This window comes from Peribacillus sp. NPDC101480 (genome assembly GCF_050277335.1).
Taxonomy (GTDB): Bacteria; Bacillota; Bacilli; order Bacillales; family DSM-1321; genus Peribacillus.
Genome location: NZ_JBNNSB010000014.1, coordinates 21,546 through 41,637, shown reverse-complemented (window position 1 = coordinate 41,637; position 20,092 = coordinate 21,546). Strand labels below are relative to the sequence as shown.

Below are 20,092 nucleotides of genomic sequence, written 5' to 3'. Positions count from 1 at the left end.
CGGACGTGTAACAGTTAACACGTTCTCTTCAACAACGATTGAAAGGTCAGGACTGAATGATCTAGTTAATTCACCTTTAGGACCTTTAACAGTTAGTTCACTTCCAGTAACAGTAACTGTTACGCCTGCAGGGATTTCAATAGGTTTTTTACCTATACGAGACATAATGTGCACCTCCATTCTTGTGAAAATGTATTACCAAACGTATGCTAAAACTTCTCCGCCAACTTGTTTAGAGCGAGCTTCCTTGTCTGTTAAAACTCCGTGAGAAGTAGAAACAATTGCGATACCTAAACCGTTAAGAACGCGTGGTACCTCTCCAGTTTTTGCATATACACGCAAACCAGGTTTGCTGATACGTTTTAGACCAGTGATAACACGTTCGTTGTTTGCACCGTATTTTAAGAAGATACGGATGATACCTTGTTTGTTGTCTTCGATTAATTCAAAGTCACGTACGAAGCCTTCACTTTTTAAGATCTCAGCAATTTCCTTTTTGATCTTTGAAGCAGGAACTTCCAGTTTTTCGTGACGAACCATATTCGCATTACGGATGCGAGTAAGCATATCTGCAATAGGATCTGTCATGACCATTATATTTTACCTCCTTCCCAAACTCGGGTTTTACCAGCTAGCTTTTTTAACGCCAGGAATTTGTCCTTTATATGCAAGTTCGCGGAAACAAATACGACAAAGTTTAAATTTACGTAGTACTGAATGTGGACGTCCGCAACGTTCGCAACGTGTATATTCTTGTACTTTAAACTTCTGTTCGCGTTTTTGCTTTACGATCATAGACTTTTTAGCCACGATTTCGCCTCCCTTTATTTAGAGATTACTTTTGGAACGGCATTCCAACTTGAGTAAGTAGTTCACGAGCTTCTTCGTCAGTGTTGGCAGTCGTTACAATAACGATGTCCATACCACGAACTTTGCTCACTTTATCGTAATCAATCTCAGGGAAGATAAGTTGTTCTTTAACGCCTAATGTATAGTTCCCACGTCCGTCAAAGGATTTCTTTGAAACGCCGCGGAAATCACGTACACGCGGTAAAGATACAGATACTAGCTTATCAAGGAATTGATACATACGCTCTCCACGTAATGTAACTTTCGCTCCGATAGGCATACCTTCACGCAAACGGAAACCTGCGATTGATTTTTTTGCTTTTGTTATAACTGGTTTTTGACCAGTGATCAATGTAAGTTCTTCAACAGCTGTATCTAAAGCTTTCGAGTTAGAAACTGCGTCACCCACACCCATGTTAATAACGATTTTCTCAATGTTTGGTACTTGCATTACTGATTGATAGTTGAATTTACCCATCAATGACGGTGTAATTTCACTTCTGAATTTTTCTTTAAGGCGGCTCATTGCTTAGTGTACCTCCCTTCATTTATGACTTATTTATCTAAAGATTCACCTGATATTTTAGCTACGCGTACTTTTTTACCATTTTCGATCTTATATCCAACACGAGTCGGTTTACCTGATTTAGGATCAAGTGGCATTACATTGGATACGTGAATAGCAGCTTCTTTGCTTATAATTCCACCTTGTGGATTAAGTTGAGATGGCTTGGAATGCTTTTTCACGATGTTAATTCCTTCAACAAGCACACGATTTTGTTTCGGATATGCAGAAAGAATTGTTCCTTGTTTGCCTTTGTCCTTACCAGAGATGACTACGACTTTGTCACCTTTTTTAACATGCATTAGCTTGGCACCTCCTTGAAAGGCTTTATACAAATTTTACATATTATAGAACTTCTGGAGCAAGAGAAACGATTTTCATGAAACTATTGTCACGTAATTCACGAGCAACAGGTCCAAAAATACGCGTTCCACGTGGGCTCTTATCGTCACGGATAATTACACATGCGTTTTCATCGAAACGAATGTAAGAACCGTCAGGACGACGCATACCACGTTTTGTACGGACAACAACAGCCTTAACGACTTCACCTTTTTTAACAACGCCTCCTGGTGTTGCCTGTTTGACTGTACAAACGATGATATCACCGATGTTTGCAGTTTTACGGCCAGAACCACCTAGGACTTTAATTGTTAGCACTTCACGAGCACCAGAATTGTCAGCGACTTTTAAACGAGATTCTTGTTGAATCATGTACGGTACCTCCCTTCGGAATTAGCTTAATCCGAACTATATTAAATGATTACTGCTTTTTCTACTACTTCTACAAGACGGAAGCGTTTTGTAGCTGAAAGTGGACGAGTTTCCATGATACGTACTACGTCGCCTGCTTTAGCTTCGTTTAGCTCGTCATGAGCTTTAAACTTTTTAGAGTATTTCACGCGTTTACCGTATAAAGAATGCTTTTTATAGGTTTCTACAACAACTGTAACTGTTTTATCCATTTTGTCGGATACTACGCGTCCAGTGTAGATTTTGCGTTGGTTGCGTTCGCTCATTCTGCAAACCTCCATTCATTATCGATTAGTGACACCGATCTCTCTTTGACGAACAACTGTTTTCATACGAGCAATCGATTTGCGAACTTCACGGATGCGAGCTGTATTTTCAAGTTGTCCAGTAGCTAACTGGAAACGAAGATTAAATAGTTCTTCTTTAAGAGATTTTAGTTTTTGTTCAATTTCAGCAGTGGTTAGATCTTTGATTTCATTAGCTTTCATTTGTTTCACCACCAATTTCCTCTCTTTTTACAAACTTGCATTTGATTGGAAGTTTGTGTGCTGCAAGGCGCAATGCTTCTCTTGCCACCTCTTCAGATACACCAGAGATTTCAAACATAACTTTGCCCGGTTTAACTACTGCTACCCAACCTTCAGGAGCACCTTTACCGGAACCCATCCGTACTTCAAGCGGCTTAGCTGTGTAAGGTTTGCTTGGGAAGATTTTGATCCAAACTTTCCCTCCACGTTTCATATAACGAGTCATCGCAATACGAGCTGCTTCGATTTGACGGTTCGTGATCCAGGAAGCTTCTTGAGCTTGAAGTCCAAATTCTCCGAAATGAACTTCAGTGCCGCCTTTAGCCATCCCTCTCATCTTACCGCGGTGTTCACGACGGTATTTTACGCGTTTTGGCAATAACATATTATTTTCCTCCTTCCTCAGATTTCTTCTTAGTAGGAAGAACTTCTCCACGGTAGATCCAAACTTTCACGCCTAGCTTACCGTAAGTAGTATCTGCTTCAGCATGAGCATAATCTATGTCTGCACGAAGTGTGTGAAGTGGAACTGTTCCTTCGCTGTAATGTTCAGCACGAGCAATATCAGCACCGCCAAGACGACCAGAAACTTGTGTTTTGATTCCTTTTGCTCCAGAACGCATAGTACGTTGGATAGCTTGCTTTTGAGCGCGACGGAATGAAACACGGTTTTCTAATTGACGAGCGATGTTTTCTGCAACCAATTTTGCATCAAGATCTGCTCTTTTAATTTCGATGATATTGATATGAACTCTTTTGCCAGTCAACTGGTTCAAAGCTTTACGAAGTGCTTCTACCTCAGTACCGCCTTTACCGATAACCATTCCTGGTTTAGCAGTGTGGACAGATACATTGATACGGTTAGCTGCACGCTCGATTTCAACTTTTGAAACAGAAGCATCATTTAGACGTTTCGCGATATATTCACGAACTTTGATGTCTTCATGCAAAAGAACTGCGTAGTCTTTATCAGCGTACCATTTGGATTCCCAGTCACGGATTATCCCGATACGCATACCGATTGGATTTACCTTTTGACCCACAGATTACCCCTCCTTCTTTTCTGATACAACGATTGTAATATGACTAGTACGTTTGTTAATTGCACTCGCACGACCTTGAGCGCGAGGACGGAAACGTTTTAATGTTGGTCCTTCGTTAACGTATGCCTCTGAAACGACTAGGTTATTAATATCCATTTCGTAGTTATGTTCTGCATTTGCGATAGCAGATTTCAGAATTTTTTCTACGACTGGAGAAGCAGATTTTGGTGTTAAGCGAAGAATCGCTACTGCTTCACCTACTTGTTTTCCTCGAATTAAATCTGCGACTAAACGCACTTTACGAGGAGCAATACGAACTGTTTTAGCGACAGCTTTAGCTTGCATGAGATGCCCTCCTCTCATTAACGTCTTGTTTTCTTGTCATCACTTGCGTGACCTTTATAAGTGCGTGTAGGCGCGAATTCGCCTAGTTTGTGACCTACCATATCTTCTGTTACATAAACCGGCACATGCTTACGACCGTCATAAACGGCGATTGTGTGTCCGATGAATTGCGGGAAGATTGTTGAGCGACGAGACCAAGTTTTTACTACCTGTTTCTTGTCAGCTTCATTTAATTTTTCAACTTTTACCAATAAATGATCATCAACAAAAGGCCCTTTTTTTAAGCTACGACCCATGCGAGTACCTCCCTTCGTGACTGTTCTACGGTTCTATATATGAACCGTAGCTCAATCCCGTTATTTTTTACGACGACGTACGATAAATTTATCGGATTTATTTTTCTTCTTACGAGTTTTGAATCCAAGAGTAGGTTTACCCCATGGAGACATTGGTGATTTACGTCCGATTGGCGCTTTACCTTCACCACCACCGTGTGGGTGATCATTCGGGTTCATTACAGATCCACGAACTGTTGGGCGTTTACCTAACCAACGGTTACGGCCAGCTTTACCAATGTTGATAAGTTCATGTTGTTCATTACCAACTTGACCGATTGAAGCACGGCAAGTAGCAAGAATCATACGAACCTCACCTGAGTTTAAACGTACAAGTACATAACGACCTTCTTTACCAAGTACTTGAGCAGAAGTTCCTGCTGAACGGACTAATTGTCCACCTTTTCCTGGTTTAAGTTCGATGTTATGAATTACTGTACCAACTGGGATGTTAATAAGAGGAAGTGCGTTACCCACTTTGATGTCAGCTTCTGGACCTGACATAACTTCCAAACCTACTTCTAGGTTTTTCGGAGCTAGGATATAACGTTTTTCTCCATCAACGTAATTAATTAATGCAATGTTTGCAGAACGATTTGGATCGTACTCAATAGTAGCAACGCGTCCTGGTATACCATCTTTATTCCGTTTGAAATCGATGATACGGTATTGACGCTTGTGGCCGCCACCTTGATGACGAACTGTTAACTTACCTTGGTTATTACGGCCGCCTTTGCTGTGTAAAGGAGCAAGTAATGATTTTTCCGGTTTGTCTGTAGTGATCTCAGCAAAATCGGAAGTTGTCATATTACGTCGACCGTTAGAGGTAGGTTTATACTTCTTAATCGCCATTTGTATTTCCCTCCTTCTCTAATGAATTAAGCCTCGAATAGCTCGATTTCTTTGCTGTCAGCAGTTAATTTAACAATAGCTTTACGGCGCTTGTTAGTATAGCCTGCATGTTTGCCCATGCGTTTGAATTTACCTTTGTAGTTCATGATGTTTACTTTCTCAACTTTAACGCCGAAAATTTCTTGAACAGCATCTTTAACTTGAGTTTTATTAGCTCTAACATCAACTTCAAAAGTATATTTCTTTTCAGCCATTACGTCTGAAGAGCGTTCAGTGATTACGGGGCGCTTAATGATATCGCGTGCATCCATTATGCAAGCACCTCCTCTACTTTTTCGACAGCTGATTTAGTCAAGATCAATTTGTTGTGTGAAACAACATCAAGAACATTAAGACCATCAGCTTCAACTACAGTAACACCAGGGATGTTACGTGCAGAAAGAGCAACTTTCTCATCTAAACCGTCAGTAACTACTAACGTTTTAGTATCAACAGAAAGGTTTTTAAGTACAGCTACAAATTCTTTTGTTTTTGGAGCTTCGAAAGACAAGCTTTCAAGTACCAAAATGTTCTCTTCCAATGCCTTTGCAGACAATGCAGATTTAATAGCTAAACGACGTACCTTTTTAGGTAGCTTGTAAGCGTAAGATCTTGGAGTTGGTCCAAAAACAACGCCACCGCCACGCCATTGTGGAGAACGGATAGAACCTTGACGCGCACGTCCAGTTCCTTTTTGTTTCCAAGGTTTACGTCCACCGCCTGCAACTTCAGAACGGTTTTTAACTTTATGAGTTCCTTGACGTAAGGAAGCTCGTTGCATGATGATTGCTTCAAATAATACGTGATTATTAGGTTCGATACCAAAGATGGATTCATTTAGTTCGATGTCGCCAACTTGTGAACCTGTTTGGTTGAACAATGTAACTTTTGGCATTCTATTGCTCCTCCTTTCTCAGAAATTACTTTGCTTTAACAGCAGTTTTAACTTTGATCAATGCTTTTCTAGCACCAGGTACATTACCTTTGATCAATAGTAGGTTACGTTCAACATCAACTTTAACGATAGCTAAGTTTTGAACAGTGATTTGCTCTCCACCCATACGTCCTGGTAAAAGTTTACCTTTGAATACGCGGTTTGGAGCTACAGGACCCATTGAACCTGGGCGACGGTGGTAACGAGAACCATGAGACATAGGTCCGCGAGATTGTCCATGACGCTTGATAGAGCCTTGGAATCCTTTACCTTTTGAAATTCCTGATACATCTACTAAATCGCCTTCAGCGAAAATACTTACATTGACTTCTTGACCGATCTCATATTCAGTAAGATCCGTTCCGCGGAATTCGCGAATGAAGCGCTTAGGAGTAGTATTTGCTTTTTCAACATGGCCCTTTTCAGGTTTGTTAGAAAGCTTTTCACGTTTGTTTTCAAAACCAACTTGAACTGCTTCATAGCCATCAGTTTCAACAGTTTTCTTTTGAAGAACAACGTTATTAGCAGCTTCGATAACTGTTACCGGAATAAGTTCACCGTTTTCAGCAAAAACTTGAGTCATACCGATTTTTCTTCCTAAGATTCCTTTGGTCATAAGTCACACCTCCTAGAGTAATTGTTCATATTTATATGAATTATAATTTGATTTCAATGTCAACGCCTGATGGTAAATCTAAACGCATCAATGAATCAACTGTTTGTGGAGTTGGATTAACGATGTCGATTAGACGTTTATGCGTACGCATTTCGAATTGTTCACGAGAATCTTTGTATTTATGAACCGCACGTAGGATCGTATATACCGATCTTTCAGTAGGTAATGGAATTGGACCAGATACAGCCGCACCAGAACGTTTTGCAGTTTCTACAATTTTCTCAGCAGATTGATCAAGAATTCTGTGATCATATGCTTTTAAACGGATACGAATTTTTTGTTTTGCCATAATTTTCCCTCCTTTTCGCCTATTTTGAAATAGACCTTCTCAATGGAAATTTCCCACACACTCGCCATGGCAAAGCGGCCGGGTGTGTCAGCAACCTTCCATATCATCGCAGTCAAAGACCAACATTGTCTATTATACATAAAACACAAGCTCAATGCAAGTTAAACTTGAATATTTCTTGTGCAGCACACTTTTATTATTATACATACTATCACAAGTATTTACAAGTACATTCTACGAGGTCTTTCATATCCATTTTCTTCAATTCAATAATCCTCATGATACCCATTAAATACACTTCATTATTTACAGGTATTATAGAAGAAAGATTCAATATTAATAAGAAAAAAAAAGAAGCAGATGGCGTCCCATCTGCTTCTCCCGGAAGGCGTCCCTTCCAATATTGTTTTATGAATCAATTATTCTTGGATTGTAGCAACTACGCCAGCGCCTACAGTACGTCCACCCTCACGGATAGAGAATTTAGTACCTTCTTCGATAGCGATTGGAGCGATAAGTTCTACAGTCATTTCGATGTTGTCTCCAGGCATAACCATTTCTACGCCTTCAGGAAGGTTACAAATACCAGTTACGTCAGTTGTACGGAAGTAGAACTGAGGACGGTAGTTTGTAAAGAATGGAGTGTGACGTCCACCTTCTTCTTTAGAAAGAACATAAACTTCAGCTTTGAACTTTGTGTGTGGAGTGATTGTGCTTGGTTTAGCAAGAACTTGTCCACGTTGGATATCTTCACGGGATACACCACGAAGAAGTGCACCGATGTTGTCACCAGCTTCAGCATAGTCAAGAAGTTTACGGAACATTTCAACACCAGTTACAGTTGTTGGTTTAGACTCTTCGTTGAAACCGATGATGTCAACAACGTCACCGACTTTAACTTGTCCACGCTCAACACGACCAGTAGCAACTGTTCCACGACCAGTGATTGAGAATACATCCTCAACTGGCATCATGAATGGTTTGTCAGTGTCACGAGTTGGTTCTGGGATGTACTCGTCAACAGCTGTCATTAATTCATGGATTTTTTCTTCCCAAGCAGCATCTCCTTGAAGAGCTTTTAAAGCAGATCCTTTGATAACTGGAATGTCATCGCCAGGGAATTCGTATTCAGATAAAAGATCACGGATTTCCATTTCTACTAATTCAAGAAGTTCTTCGTCATCTACCATGTCGCATTTGTTCATGAATACTACTAGGTATGGTACACCAACTTGACGAGAAAGAAGGATGTGCTCACGAGTTTGTGGCATTGGGCCATCAGCAGCAGATACTACTAGGATTCCGCCGTCCATTTGTGCAGCACCAGTGATCATGTTTTTAACATAGTCAGCATGTCCTGGGCAGTCAACGTGTGCATAGTGACGAGTAGCTGTTTCATACTCAACGTGTGCAGTAGAGATTGTGATACCACGTTCTCTTTCTTCTGGAGCACCATCGATTTGGTCATAAGCGCGAGCTTCTGCGCCACCAGATTTAGCAAGTACAGTTGTGATTGCAGCAGTTAGAGTTGTTTTACCATGGTCAACGTGACCAATTGTTCCAACGTTAACGTGCGGTTTTGAACGATCAAATTTAGCTTTTCCCATTAGGAATTCCTCCTTAAAATTATAAATAAAAGATTAAGTATATAGGGGCTGTGAAAGAAGACTAATTCTTCCATCACAGCTTACATAAGATAGTTATACTTTAATAAGAGATGAAAATCAATTATTCACCTTTATTTTTTTTGATGATTTCTTCAGAAATGCTCTTAGGTACTTCTTCATAATGATCGAAGTGCATAGAGAATGTTCCGCGTCCTTGAGTGTTAGAACGTAAAGATGTAGCATATCCGAACATTTCAGATAGAGGAACCATCGCTTTAACCATTTGCGTGTTACCGCGAGCTTCCATACCTTCTACACGACCACGACGAGATGTGATATCTCCCATGATGTCGCCTAGGTAATCTTCTGGAATAACTACTTCTACTTTCATGATTGGTTCAAGGATGACAGGACTACATTTAGATGCTGCATTTTTAAGTGCCATAGAGGCAGCGATTTTAAATGCCATTTCATTGGAGTCAACGTCATGGTAAGATCCGTCAAATAATTTTGCTTTGATGTCGACTAGCGGGTAACCAGCAAGTACACCACGGTCAAGTGAATCAACTAATCCAGCTTGTACAGCAGGGATATATTCACGTGGTACTACACCACCGACGATAGCATTTTCAAATTCGAATCCTTTACCTTCTTCGTTTGGACCGAATTCGATCCATACGTGTCCGAATTGTCCACGACCACCAGATTGGCGAACGAATTTACCTTCAACTTTAGCTGAACCACGGAAAGTTTCACGGTATGCTACTTGAGGAGCACCAACGTTTGCTTCCACTTTGAATTCGCGACGCATACGGTCAACAAGGATGTCCAAGTGAAGTTCACCCATACCAGCGATGATTGTTTGACCAGTTTCTTGGTCAGTATGCGCACGGAATGTTGGATCTTCATCTTGAAGCTTTTGTAAAGCTTGAGACATTTTGTCTTGGTCTGCTTTTGATTTCGGTTCAACTGATAGTGAGATAACTGGCTCTGGGAATACCATGGACTCAAGAATTACTTGATTCTTGTCATCACATAGAGTATCTCCAGTTGTAGTATCTTTCAATCCGACAGCAGCTGCGATATCTCCTGCATATACAGTTGAGATTTCTTCACGGCTGTTTGCGTGCATTTGAAGGATACGTCCAATACGTTCACGTTTTCCTTTAGTTGAGTTGATTACATATGATCCTGATTCTAATGTACCTGAGTACACACGGAAGAATGTAAGTTTACCAACGTAAGGGTCAGTCATAACTTTAAACGCTAAAGCAGAGAACGGTTCAGAATCGTCTGAATGACGTTCCACTTCTTCTTCTGAATCCGGTAATGTACCTTTGATAGCTGGTACATCCAATGGAGATGGAAGGAAGTCGATAACGTTATCAAGCATTAATTGAACACCTTTGTTTTTGAAAGCTGATCCGCAAATAACAGGGAAGAATTCAACATTAACGGTTGCTGTACGAATAGCTGCTTTTAATTCAGCAATGCTGATTTCTTCGCCGCCAAGGTATTTTTCCATTAAGTCTTCATTAACTTCCGCTACTGCTTCAATTAGCTTTTCACGGTATTCTTCAGCTAATTCCCGGTGTTCTTCAGGAATTTCACCGATAGTGATGTCAGTTCCTAGGTCATTACCATAGAAATGAGTTTTCATTTCAATAAGGTCAATGATTGCAGAGAATTGATCCTCTGCTCCGATTGGTAACTGAACTGGGTGAGCGTTAGCTTGTAAACGATCGTGGATTGTTCCAACTGAATACAAGAAATCTGCACCGATTTTGTCCATTTTGTTTACGAATACGACACGTGGTACACCGTAAGTTGTAGCTTGGCGCCAAACTGTTTCAGTTTGAGGCTCAACACCTGATTGGGCATCAAGTACAGCTACAGCTCCATCAAGTACGCGCAAAGAACGTTCAACTTCAACTGTGAAGTCTACGTGTCCTGGTGTATCGATGATGTTTACACGGTGACCTTTCCACTGTGCAGTTGTTGCAGCGGAAGTGATCGTGATTCCGCGTTCTTGTTCCTGTTCCATCCAGTCCATTTGAGATGCACCTTCGTGCGTTTCACCAATTTTATGGATTTTACCAGTGTAATATAGAACACGTTCTGTTGTTGTCGTTTTACCAGCATCGATGTGAGCCATGATACCGATATTACGAGTGTTTGCTAAGGAGAACTCTCTTGCCATTTGTCTTTCTCCTTCCTTCTATAAGGATTTTATAGTGATTAATCTTACCAGCGATAATGTGCGAAAGCTTTGTTGGCTTCAGCCATTTTGTGTGTATCTTCACGTTTCTTAACTGCTGCTCCAGTATTGTTTGCAGCATCCATGATTTCATAAGCTAAACGCTCTTCCATCGTTTTTTCTCCACGAAGGCGAGAGTAGTTTACTAACCAACGAAGTCCTAGAGTCGATTTGCGGTCTGGACGCACCTCAACTGGTACTTGGTAGTTAGCTCCACCCACACGGCGTGCTTTTACTTCTAGTACAGGCATGATGTTTTTAAGTGCTTGATCGAAAACTTCGATCGGCTCATTGCCAGTACGTTCTTTGATTAAATCAAATGCAGAGTAAAGAATTTTTTGTGATTTACCTCTTTGTCCATCAACCATTAATTTGTTGATTAAGCGAGTCACAAGTTTTGAATTATATATTGGATCTGGTAATACGTCTCTTTTCGTTACAGGTCCTTTACGAGGCATTGTATTTCCTCCTTTCAAGAAAGTTCAATTTTTGTTTAAGATTATTTTTTTGCTGCTTTCGGACGCTTAGTACCGTATTTAGAACGGCCTTGCATACGATTGTTAACTCCAGCTGTATCAAGAGCACCACGTACGATATGGTAACGTACCCCTGGTAAATCTTTTACACGACCGCCACGGATAAGAACCACGCTGTGTTCTTGTAGGTTGTGACCGATACCTGGGATATAAGCTGTTACCTCGATACCGTTTGTTAAACGTACACGCGCATATTTACGTAACGCGGAGTTTGGTTTTTTCGGTGTCATAGTACCCACACGAGTGCAAACACCACGTTTTTGCGGAGATGATACGTTAGTTTGTGCTTTTTTAAAGCTGTTGTAGCCTTTGTTAAGTGCTGGAGATTTTGAATTAACCTCTTTAGACTCGCGTCCTTTACGCACTAATTGATTAATAGTAGGCATTACATTTTTCCTCCCTTCACGTTTTCATTTCTAGTACCACACATCCAGGTGGTTCATAAATGGGTAAAAACAAAGTCTTTGCAAATACATTTGCAAAAACATCTTTACTTTTTGATGGCAACAGTTGCTGCTCCGACATCAATACCACATGCTTTGCCAAGCATTCTCATCGAATCAACATATGTGATAGGAACATCCAATTCTTTGGCAGTCTCAACGACACGCCCAGTCAAGTATATATCTGCATCATCAGCGATGATAACTTCTTGAATTAAATTGTTTTTAAGAGCTCTAACTGCTTGCTTCGTCCCTATAATCACTGACTTTGCCTGTATTACTTTTTCATAAGACATGGTCCATATCCTCCAAAGTTACAGGGTAACATAGGAGCACCTTTGCTATAGTATCATTATTAGTCGGATACTGTCAACTTCTTTCAAAAAAATAATTCAAGCAAAAGGTTTTCCTTACAAAATTCTATTAAGATTATCAATTTGCCTAAACGGAATATATCAAATTCTCATAGTGCCTTTCAGCCGGTCATGAGTAATAAGAGAGACCAGCTCAATAACCTTCTGATCCATCAGCTCCTATAGGAAACAGGAGCGCGGTTTTCAGTTTAAATTATTGAGCTGGTCCTTTTCCCTTTAATCCACAGTTACTGCATCAGCATTTTCGTCTCCAACAACGACAGGGTTTGCCTTTCTGTATCTAAGCATTCCCGTTCCTGCAGGGACAAGTTTACCGATGATGACATTTTCTTTAAGTCCAAGCAATTCATCACGTTTTCCTTTTATTGCTGCATCAGTCAAGACCCTAGTTGTTTCTTGGAATGACGCGGCGGACAAGAAGGAATCCGTTTCTAGAGATGCTTTTGTGATACCTAGCAATACAGGGCGGCCTGTTGCTGGTAATTTATTGGTCAGCAATGCATCAGTGTTTGCAGTAGTGAACTGGTTAACATCCAATAATGTTCCTGGAAGCACTTCAGTTTCTCCTGCATCAAGCACACGGACTTTACGCATCATTTGTCTAACCATTACCTCGATATGTTTATCTCCGATTTCAACACCTTGCATCCGGTATACTTTTTGAACTTCATGAAGCAGGTATTCCTGAACAGTAAGCACGTCTGTAACTTTCAGCAATTCTTTCGGATCGATGGAACCCTCTGTCAACTCTTCACCACGACGGACAGGTGTATCAACAGTTACTCTTAGACGCGCTGTGTACGGCGCAGTATACGTGCGTGATTCAACAGCACCCTGAACGACGATTTCCTGTTGTTTATCGCGAATTTCATTGATCGAAACAATCGTTCCTTCAATTTCAGAAATGACAGCTTGACCTTTAGGATTTCTCGCTTCAAATATTTCTTGGATACGAGGAAGACCTTGAGTGATATCGTCCCCGGCAACCCCACCTGTATGGAATGTACGCATCGTCAACTGTGTACCAGGTTCTCCGATGGATTGAGCGGCAATAATACCGACTGCTTCGCCCACTTCAACTTCTTGACCGGTAGCCAAGTTGCGTCCATAACATTTTTTACATACACCATGGCTGGTGTTACATGTAAAGGCAGAACGGATCCATGCTGTTTCAATTCCAAGTGATTCAATATAATTAGCAAGATCTTCAGTAATAAGATCGTTTTCAGCCACGATTACTTCATTTGTTTCTGGATGTTTGATCGCTTTTCTTGCATAACGGCCCACTAGGCGCTCTTCAAGATGCTCGATTATTTCAGTACCTTCTCTTAAGGCAGAAATTTTCAAGCCGCGGTCCGTTCCACAATCGTCATCACGGATGATGACATCTTGGGCAACGTCAACAAGTCGACGCGTAAGGTAACCGGAATCGGCTGTTTTAAGGGCTGTATCGGCAAGACCTTTACGCGCACCATGTGTAGAGATGAAGTACTCCAACACTGTTAAACCTTCACGGAAACTTGATTTGATCGGTAATTCAATGATTCGTCCAGCCGGGTTGGCCATCAAACCACGCATACCCGCAAGCTGCGTAAAGTTGGAAGCATTACCACGGGCACCGGAGTCACTCATCATGAAGATCGGGTTGCGTCGGTCCAGTGAGTCCATAAGTTTGGACTGGATGGTATCCTTGGCAGCACTCCAGATGGAAATGACGCGATCATAACGCTCATCCTCTGTAATTAGACCACGTCTGAACTGTTTCAAGACGTTATCCACTTTGGTTTGAGCCTCAGTAATGATTTCTTGTTTTTCTTTTAAAACGACAATATCAGCCACACCAACGGTAATACCGGCTTTTGTCGAATATTTGAATCCAAGATCTTTCATCCGGTCAAGCATTTTGGATGTTTCGGTAATTTTAAAGCGTTTAAAGACTTCTGCGATGATATTTCCAAGGATTTTTTTCTTGAAAGGATCGATAGCAGGTTGAGCCTTAATCAATTCAGGGATATTAGCGCCTTTTTCCACAAAATATTTCTCTGGAGTTTTGGTTTCCAAATTATATCGTGTCGGCTCGTTAATATACGGGAATGATTTTGGTAAAATTTCATTGAAGATCAATTTACCGACAGTGGTAATAAGCAGCTGGCGGTTTTGTTCTTCAGTGAATGTTTCATTATTCAGTGATGATGCATGTACGGCACAACGGGAATGTAAGTGTACATATCCGTTTTGGTATGCAAGCAATGCTTCACTTGTATCTTTAAAGATCATACCTTCGCCGATAGCGCCTTCTCTTTCCAATGTTAAGTAATAGTTACCTAATACCATATCTTGAGAAGGTGTAACGACAGGTTTACCATCTTTAGGGTTCAAAATGTTCTGTGCTGCAAGCATAAGCATGCGTGCTTCGGCTTGGGCTTCAGAAGATAGAGGAACGTGGACCGCCATTTGGTCACCGTCAAAGTCAGCGTTGTAAGCTGTACATACGAGCGGATGCAAACGAATTGCGCGACCTTCAACCAACGTTGGTTCAAACGCCTGGATACCAAGTCTATGAAGAGTCGGTGCACGGTTCAATAGTACTGGGTGTTCTCTAATAACTTCTTCAAGCACATCCCATATTTCAGGAGATAAACGTTCAATTTTGCGCTTAGCGGATTTGATGTTATGCGCTAGGCCTCTTTGAACAAGCTCCTTCATAACGAATGGTTTGAATAATTCAATCGCCATTTCTTTAGGAAGACCACATTGGTACATCTTTAAGTTTGGTCCTACTACGATAACGGAACGGCCAGAGTAATCAACACGTTTACCAAGAAGGTTTTGACGGAAACGACCTTGTTTACCTTTTAACATGTGAGATAAAGATTTTAACGGACGGTTACCAGGTCCAGTTACCGGACGGCCGCGACGGCCATTATCGATAAGAGCATCGACAGCTTCTTGCAGCATACGCTTCTCATTTTGAACGATAATGCTTGGTGCTCCAAGATCCAGTAATCTTTTCAAACGATTATTACGGTTGATAACACGGCGATATAAATCATTTAGATCAGATGTGGCAAAACGTCCTCCATCAAGTTGAACCATAGGACGAAGTTCCGGTGGAATGACCGGAAGCACGTCAAGGATCATCCATGAAGGCTCATTTCCGGAGTTACGGAATGCTTCAAGCACTTCCAAGCGTTTGATTGCACGGGTTCTGCGTTGTCCTTGAGCTGTTTTAAGCTCCTCTTTCAACGACTCTACTTCCTTTTCCGTATCAATATCTTGTAAAAGTTTTTTAATAGCTTCCGCACCCATGGCAGCTTGGAATTTCTTACCGTATTTTTCACGGTATGTACGATATTCTTTTTCAGAAAGAAGCTGTTTCTTTTCTAAAGTTGTATCGCCCGTTTCAGTTACGACGTAAGATGCAAAGTAAATAACTTCTTCCAAAGCCCGTGGAGACATGTCAAGTACAAGTCCCATACGGCTAGGAATTCCTTTAAAATACCATATGTGTGAAACTGGAGCTGCCAGCTCAATATGACCCATACGCTCACGACGCACCTTAGCACGAGTGACTTCAACGCCACAACGGTCACAGACTACGCCTTTATAACGAACACGTTTATATTTTCCGCAATGACATTCCCAGTCCTTTTGAGGTCCAAAAATTCTCTCACAGAATAAACCGTCTTTTTCTGGCTTTAGCGTACGATAGTTGATTGTTTCTGGTTTTTTAACTTCTCCATGTGACCAAGAACGAATCTTGTCTGGTGAAGCAAGACCAATTTTCATATACTCAAAATTATTAACGTCTAACAAGGGGCCTACCTCCCTTTTAATCTCCAGGTTTAACCCTTGATTGCCGTCAAATATCAGGCAATCTTACACCGGATGATGGTTGATTGAATCAATAAGGCTCTAACAAGGCAGCATGATCTTCAAATGAACATCTTGCTGCCAGTCAGAGCGGGTGATATATAACTAGATATGTTTATATTTAATTTTATTCTTTGACAGGTGCCCCTACTTCGGAAGCAACCATATCTTTAGTTTCTGAATCAAGGCTTAATTTGTCTGCTTGGTTGGCTTCATCTTCATCTTCCAAATCACGCATTTCGATTTCACGATCTTCGGCATTGAGGATTTTAACATCCAATCCTAAACTTTGAAGCTCCTTAATCAATACTTTGAAGGACTCAGGAACGCCTGGTTCAGGGACATTTTCACCTTTGACAATCGCTTCGTACGTTTTCACACGACCCACGACATCATCTGATTTAACGGTTAGGATTTCTTGTAATGTATAAGCAGCACCATAAGCTTCAAGTGCCCATACTTCCATCTCACCGAAACGCTGACCACCAAATTGCGCTTTACCACCAAGTGGTTGCTGCGTAACAAGGGAGTAAGGACCAGTTGAACGTGCATGAAGTTTATCATCGACCATATGTGCCAGTTTGATCATATACATGACACCAACTGATACACGGTTATCGAATGCTTCACCTGAACGGCCATCATAAAGGACGGTTTTTGCATCACGGGACATCCCGGCTTCTTCAATCGTACCCCAAACATCTTCCTCAGTAGCGCCATCGAATACAGGAGATGCCACATGGATGCCAAGTGCGCGTGCAGCCATACCTAAGTGAAGCTCCAGCACCTGACCGATGTTCATACGTGAAGGTACACCCAATGGGTTTAACATGATGTCGACTGGAGTGCCATCCGGTAAATAAGGCATATCTTCTTCAGGAAGAATCCTGGAGATTACCCCTTTATTACCATGTCGTCCAGCCATTTTATCGCCTTCATGGATTTTACGTTTTTGAACGATATATACACGCGCGAGTTGGTTTACACCAGGAGGCAGTTCATCGCCGTCTTCTCTGTTGAATACTTTAACATCAAGAACGATTCCTCCGCCGCCGTGAGGTACACGAAGTGATGTATCCCTTACTTCACGTGCTTTTTCACCGAAGATTGCATGTAATAGACGTTCCTCGGCAGTCAGTTCCGTTACACCTTTAGGCGTTACTTTACCAACGAGGAGGTCTCCGTCTTTCACTTCAGCACCCACACGGATAATTCCGCGCTCATCAAGATTACGAAGCGCATCTTCCCCTACGTTAGGGATATCGCGGGTGATTTCTTCAGGCCCTAATTTTGTATCGCGTGATTCAGATTCATATTCTTCAATATGAATGGAAGTGTACACATCATCTTTAACCAAACGTTCACTCATGATGATGGCATCTTCATAGTTATATCCATCCCATGTCATGAAGGCAACCAATACGTTACGTCCAAGTGCCAACTCACCTTTTTCCATTGAAGGACCATCAGCAAGAATTTCACCTTTTACGACGTTGTCGCCAACACTGACGATAGGGCGTTGATTATAGCACGTTCCTTGGTTGGAACGGATGAATTTTAATAGACGATATTTATCAAGATTTCCTTTTACTTGCTGTCCATCTACTTCACTTACCCTACGTACCCATACTTCACGTGATTCAACGTGCTCTACGATACCAGGGTGTTTACAGATTACAGCAGCACCGGAGTCTTTCGCTGAAACATACTCCATACCCGTTCCGACTCGAGGGGCTTCCGGTTGAAGCAAAGGAACTGCTTGACGTTGCATGTTCGCTCCCATAAGTGCACGGTTGGAGTCATCGTTTTCCAAGAAAGGAATACATGCAGTCGCAGCTGATACAACTTGTTTAGGAGATACATCCATGTAATCTACGCGGTCACGCGGAACAACGGTGTTTTCACCGCGGAAACGTGCAACAACATCATTATCAAGGAATGAGCCGTCATCTGACAGTCGTACATTCGCTTGGGCAACTACATAATTATCTTCCTCATCAGCTGTTAAGTAATCGATTTGGCTTGTAATTTTACCTGTTTCAGGGTCCACACGACGGTATGGTGTTTCAATGAAGCCATATGGGTTAACCTTTGCAAAACTGGATAACGAGTTAATCAATCCAATATTCGGTCCCTCAGGCGTTTCAATCGGACACATGCGGCCATAGTGGGAATAATGAACGTCACGTACTTCAAAGCCAGCACGCTCACGTGTCAGACCACCAGGTCCCAATGCAGATAGACGACGTTTATGCGTCAATTCAGCCAACGGGTTCGTTTGATCCATGAATTGGGAAAGCTGCGAGCTTCCAAAGAACTCTTTAATTGATGCAATGACCGGGCGAATGTTGATTAGTTGCTGCGGAGTGATTGTATTCGTATCCTGAATGGACATTCTTTCACGAACAACACGCTCCATACGGGATAAACCAATTCTAAATTGGTTTTGCAGCAATTCACCAACGGAACGCAGACGACGGTTACCTAAATGGTCAATGTCATCCGTGATTCCCACACCATGCAATAAGTTAAAGAAATAACTTATGGAAGAAATGATATCAGCCGGTGTAATGTTTTTGACCTGGTCGGTCACATAGGCATTACCGATGATATTGATCACTTTTTCGCCTTCAGCATCGTTTGGTGCAAACACTTTAATAGGTTGAAGAAGAGTTTCCTCCTCCACTACACCGCCTGATGGATGGAATGTCTTGAAGCCGATTCCAGCTTCGATATGAGGCAGAATCCTATCAAGGGTCCGACGATCAAGCATTGTACCTTTTTCAACGATGATTTCACCTGTTTCAGGATCAATCAAAGTCTCTGCAATACGTTGTCCGAATAAACGGTTCTTGATATGCAGTTTTTTGTTTATTTTATAACGGCCTACATTAGCTAAATCATAACGTTTTGGATCAAAAAAGCGTGATACTAAAAGACTTTTCGCGTTTTCGACAGTAGGCGGTTCACCTGGGCGTAGACGCTCATAGATTTCCAGTAATGCTTTTTCCACACTCTCGGTGTTATCCTTTTCAAGAGTGTTGCGAAGGTATTCGTTGTCTCCGATCAAATCGATGATTTCTTGATCTGTTCCGAATCCAAGGGCACGCATCAATACCGTGATCGGTAATTTCCTGGTGCGGTCGATTCGAACATACACAACATCCTTGGCGTCTGTTTCATATTCGAGCCATGCGCCACGGTTAGGAATAACGGTCGCAGAGAATCCAAGCTTACCGTTTTTATCCATTTTCCCATTGTAGTAAACACTCGGTGAGCGAACTAATTGGGATACAATTACCCGTTCAGCACCATTGATGACGAATGTACCTGTTTCAGTCATCAGCGGGAAGTCACCCATAAATACATCCTGGTCTTTCACTTCCCCTGTTTCTTTGTTAACAAGGCGCACTTTCACACGAAGTGGTGCAGAATACGTAACATCGCGTTCTTTTGTTTCTTCCACAGAATACTTCGGCTCAGCTAAGCTGTAATCGATGAATTCTAACGATAAATTACCTGTAAAATCCTCAATAGGAGAAATATCCTGGAACATTTCCTTTAAACCTACATCTAGAAACCATTGATAAGAAGCTGTTTGAATTTCAATCAGATTCGGAAGGTCCAAAACCTCACTGATTCTTGCATAACTTCTACGTTGGCGGTGTCGTCCATACTGAACAAGTTGACCTGTCAACTGATTCACCCCTTAAATCAAGCGTTATAAGGATCCATTTGCCTCGGAAAAGGAATCATTTCCATAGACAAAAAGAAAATGGTTTTTATTTTAAAAAC

The 20,092-nt window shown here is 41.5% G+C and carries 24 protein-coding genes; all 24 read right to left on the bottom strand.

Features of this window, described 5'->3' with window-relative positions; all coding sequences use genetic code 11:
• The coding region (rplF, locus tag ACQKMF_RS25790) for a 50S ribosomal protein L6 (protein WP_427575543.1) at positions 1–165 on the bottom strand (165 nt) is incomplete at its 3' end.
• 30 nt (positions 166–195) lie between these two features.
• On the bottom strand, positions 196–594 hold the full coding sequence (rpsH, locus tag ACQKMF_RS25785; protein WP_034304995.1) for a 30S ribosomal protein S8: 399 nt from the start codon (positions 592–594) through the stop codon (positions 196–198).
• A 30-nt stretch (positions 595–624) separates the two neighbouring features.
• On the bottom strand, positions 625–810 hold the full coding sequence (locus ACQKMF_RS25780; RefSeq protein ID WP_034304998.1) for a type Z 30S ribosomal protein S14: 186 nt from the start codon (positions 808–810) through the stop codon (positions 625–627).
• Positions 811–835: 25 nt separating this feature from the next.
• Complete coding sequence (gene rplE, locus ACQKMF_RS25775) at positions 836–1,375, bottom strand: 50S ribosomal protein L5 (protein WP_034305000.1); 540 nt, start codon at positions 1,373–1,375, stop codon at positions 836–838.
• Between the two features lie 29 nt (positions 1,376–1,404).
• Positions 1,405–1,716, bottom strand: coding sequence for a 50S ribosomal protein L24 (gene rplX / locus ACQKMF_RS25770; protein ID WP_034305002.1), 312 nt, complete (start codon positions 1,714–1,716; stop codon positions 1,405–1,407).
• Between the two features lie 43 nt (positions 1,717–1,759).
• A complete protein-coding gene (gene rplN, locus ACQKMF_RS25765; protein ID WP_034305005.1) occupies positions 1,760–2,128 on the bottom strand; it encodes a 50S ribosomal protein L14 in 369 nt (122 codons plus the stop codon).
• A gap of 41 nt (positions 2,129–2,169) precedes the next feature.
• A complete protein-coding gene (rpsQ, locus tag ACQKMF_RS25760) occupies positions 2,170–2,433 on the bottom strand; it encodes a 30S ribosomal protein S17 (RefSeq protein WP_048677887.1) in 264 nt (87 codons plus the stop codon).
• Positions 2,434–2,451: 18 nt separating this feature from the next.
• Positions 2,452–2,655, bottom strand: a complete 204-nt coding sequence (rpmC, locus tag ACQKMF_RS25755) for a 50S ribosomal protein L29 (protein WP_034305010.1) — start codon at positions 2,653–2,655, stop codon at positions 2,452–2,454.
• Positions 2,645–3,079, bottom strand: coding sequence for a 50S ribosomal protein L16 (gene rplP, locus ACQKMF_RS25750; protein ID WP_034305012.1), 435 nt, complete (start codon positions 3,077–3,079; stop codon positions 2,645–2,647). The genes rpmC and rplP overlap by 11 nt, the downstream gene beginning before the upstream one ends.
• Position 3,080: 1 nt before the next feature.
• Positions 3,081–3,737: a 30S ribosomal protein S3 gene (gene rpsC / locus ACQKMF_RS25745; protein WP_034305014.1), complete on the bottom strand. Its 657-nt coding sequence runs from the start codon at positions 3,735–3,737 to the stop codon at positions 3,081–3,083.
• A 3-nt stretch (positions 3,738–3,740) separates the two neighbouring features.
• The gene (gene rplV, locus ACQKMF_RS25740) at positions 3,741–4,082 is read right to left on the bottom strand and encodes a 50S ribosomal protein L22 (protein WP_034305017.1); all 342 of its coding nucleotides are present in this window, start codon (positions 4,080–4,082) and stop codon (positions 3,741–3,743) included.
• Positions 4,083–4,099: 17 nt separating this feature from the next.
• Positions 4,100–4,378: a 30S ribosomal protein S19 gene (gene rpsS / locus ACQKMF_RS25735; protein ID WP_034305018.1), complete on the bottom strand. Its 279-nt coding sequence runs from the start codon at positions 4,376–4,378 to the stop codon at positions 4,100–4,102.
• A gap of 60 nt (positions 4,379–4,438) precedes the next feature.
• Entirely contained in the window at positions 4,439–5,269 is an 831-nt protein-coding gene (gene rplB, locus ACQKMF_RS25730; protein WP_034305021.1) for a 50S ribosomal protein L2, read from the bottom strand.
• Between the two features lie 26 nt (positions 5,270–5,295).
• Positions 5,296–5,580, bottom strand: a complete 285-nt coding sequence (gene rplW, locus ACQKMF_RS25725) for a 50S ribosomal protein L23 (RefSeq protein ID WP_057915217.1) — start codon at positions 5,578–5,580, stop codon at positions 5,296–5,298.
• Positions 5,580–6,203, bottom strand: a complete 624-nt coding sequence (rplD, locus tag ACQKMF_RS25720) for a 50S ribosomal protein L4 (protein WP_034305025.1) — start codon at positions 6,201–6,203, stop codon at positions 5,580–5,582. Before rplD ends, rplW begins: the two co-directional genes overlap by 1 nt.
• A 25-nt stretch (positions 6,204–6,228) precedes the next feature.
• Positions 6,229–6,858: a 50S ribosomal protein L3 gene (gene rplC / locus ACQKMF_RS25715; RefSeq protein ID WP_034305028.1), complete on the bottom strand. Its 630-nt coding sequence runs from the start codon at positions 6,856–6,858 to the stop codon at positions 6,229–6,231.
• A 40-nt stretch (positions 6,859–6,898) separates the two neighbouring features.
• On the bottom strand, positions 6,899–7,207 hold the full coding sequence (gene rpsJ, locus ACQKMF_RS25710; RefSeq protein WP_019244375.1) for a 30S ribosomal protein S10: 309 nt from the start codon (positions 7,205–7,207) through the stop codon (positions 6,899–6,901).
• A gap of 419 nt (positions 7,208–7,626) precedes the next feature.
• Entirely contained in the window at positions 7,627–8,814 is a 1,188-nt protein-coding gene (gene tuf, locus ACQKMF_RS25705; protein WP_048677883.1) for an elongation factor Tu, read from the bottom strand.
• Between the two features lie 121 nt (positions 8,815–8,935).
• Positions 8,936–11,014 carry an elongation factor G gene (fusA, locus tag ACQKMF_RS25700; protein ID WP_101225871.1) on the bottom strand — a complete coding sequence of 693 codons (2,079 nt, stop codon included), beginning with the start codon at positions 11,012–11,014 and terminating at the stop codon, positions 8,936–8,938.
• Positions 11,015–11,058: 44 nt separating this feature from the next.
• Positions 11,059–11,529 (bottom strand): 30S ribosomal protein S7, encoded by a 471-nt coding sequence (gene rpsG, locus ACQKMF_RS25695; protein ID WP_048677878.1) that lies wholly within the window; start codon positions 11,527–11,529, stop codon positions 11,059–11,061.
• A 41-nt stretch (positions 11,530–11,570) separates the two neighbouring features.
• Positions 11,571–11,993 (bottom strand): 30S ribosomal protein S12, encoded by a 423-nt coding sequence (rpsL, locus tag ACQKMF_RS25690; RefSeq protein WP_034305038.1) that lies wholly within the window; start codon positions 11,991–11,993, stop codon positions 11,571–11,573.
• A gap of 104 nt (positions 11,994–12,097) precedes the next feature.
• A complete protein-coding gene (locus tag ACQKMF_RS25685; protein WP_034305040.1) occupies positions 12,098–12,346 on the bottom strand; it encodes a 50S ribosomal protein L7ae-like protein in 249 nt (82 codons plus the stop codon).
• A 294-nt stretch (positions 12,347–12,640) separates the two neighbouring features.
• Positions 12,641–16,240 (bottom strand): DNA-directed RNA polymerase subunit beta', encoded by a 3,600-nt coding sequence (rpoC, locus tag ACQKMF_RS25680; protein ID WP_230178746.1) that lies wholly within the window; start codon positions 16,238–16,240, stop codon positions 12,641–12,643.
• A gap of 184 nt (positions 16,241–16,424) precedes the next feature.
• On the bottom strand, positions 16,425–19,994 hold the full coding sequence (gene rpoB, locus ACQKMF_RS25675; protein WP_230178745.1) for a DNA-directed RNA polymerase subunit beta: 3,570 nt from the start codon (positions 19,992–19,994) through the stop codon (positions 16,425–16,427).
• Positions 19,995–20,092: the final 98 nt, after the last annotated feature.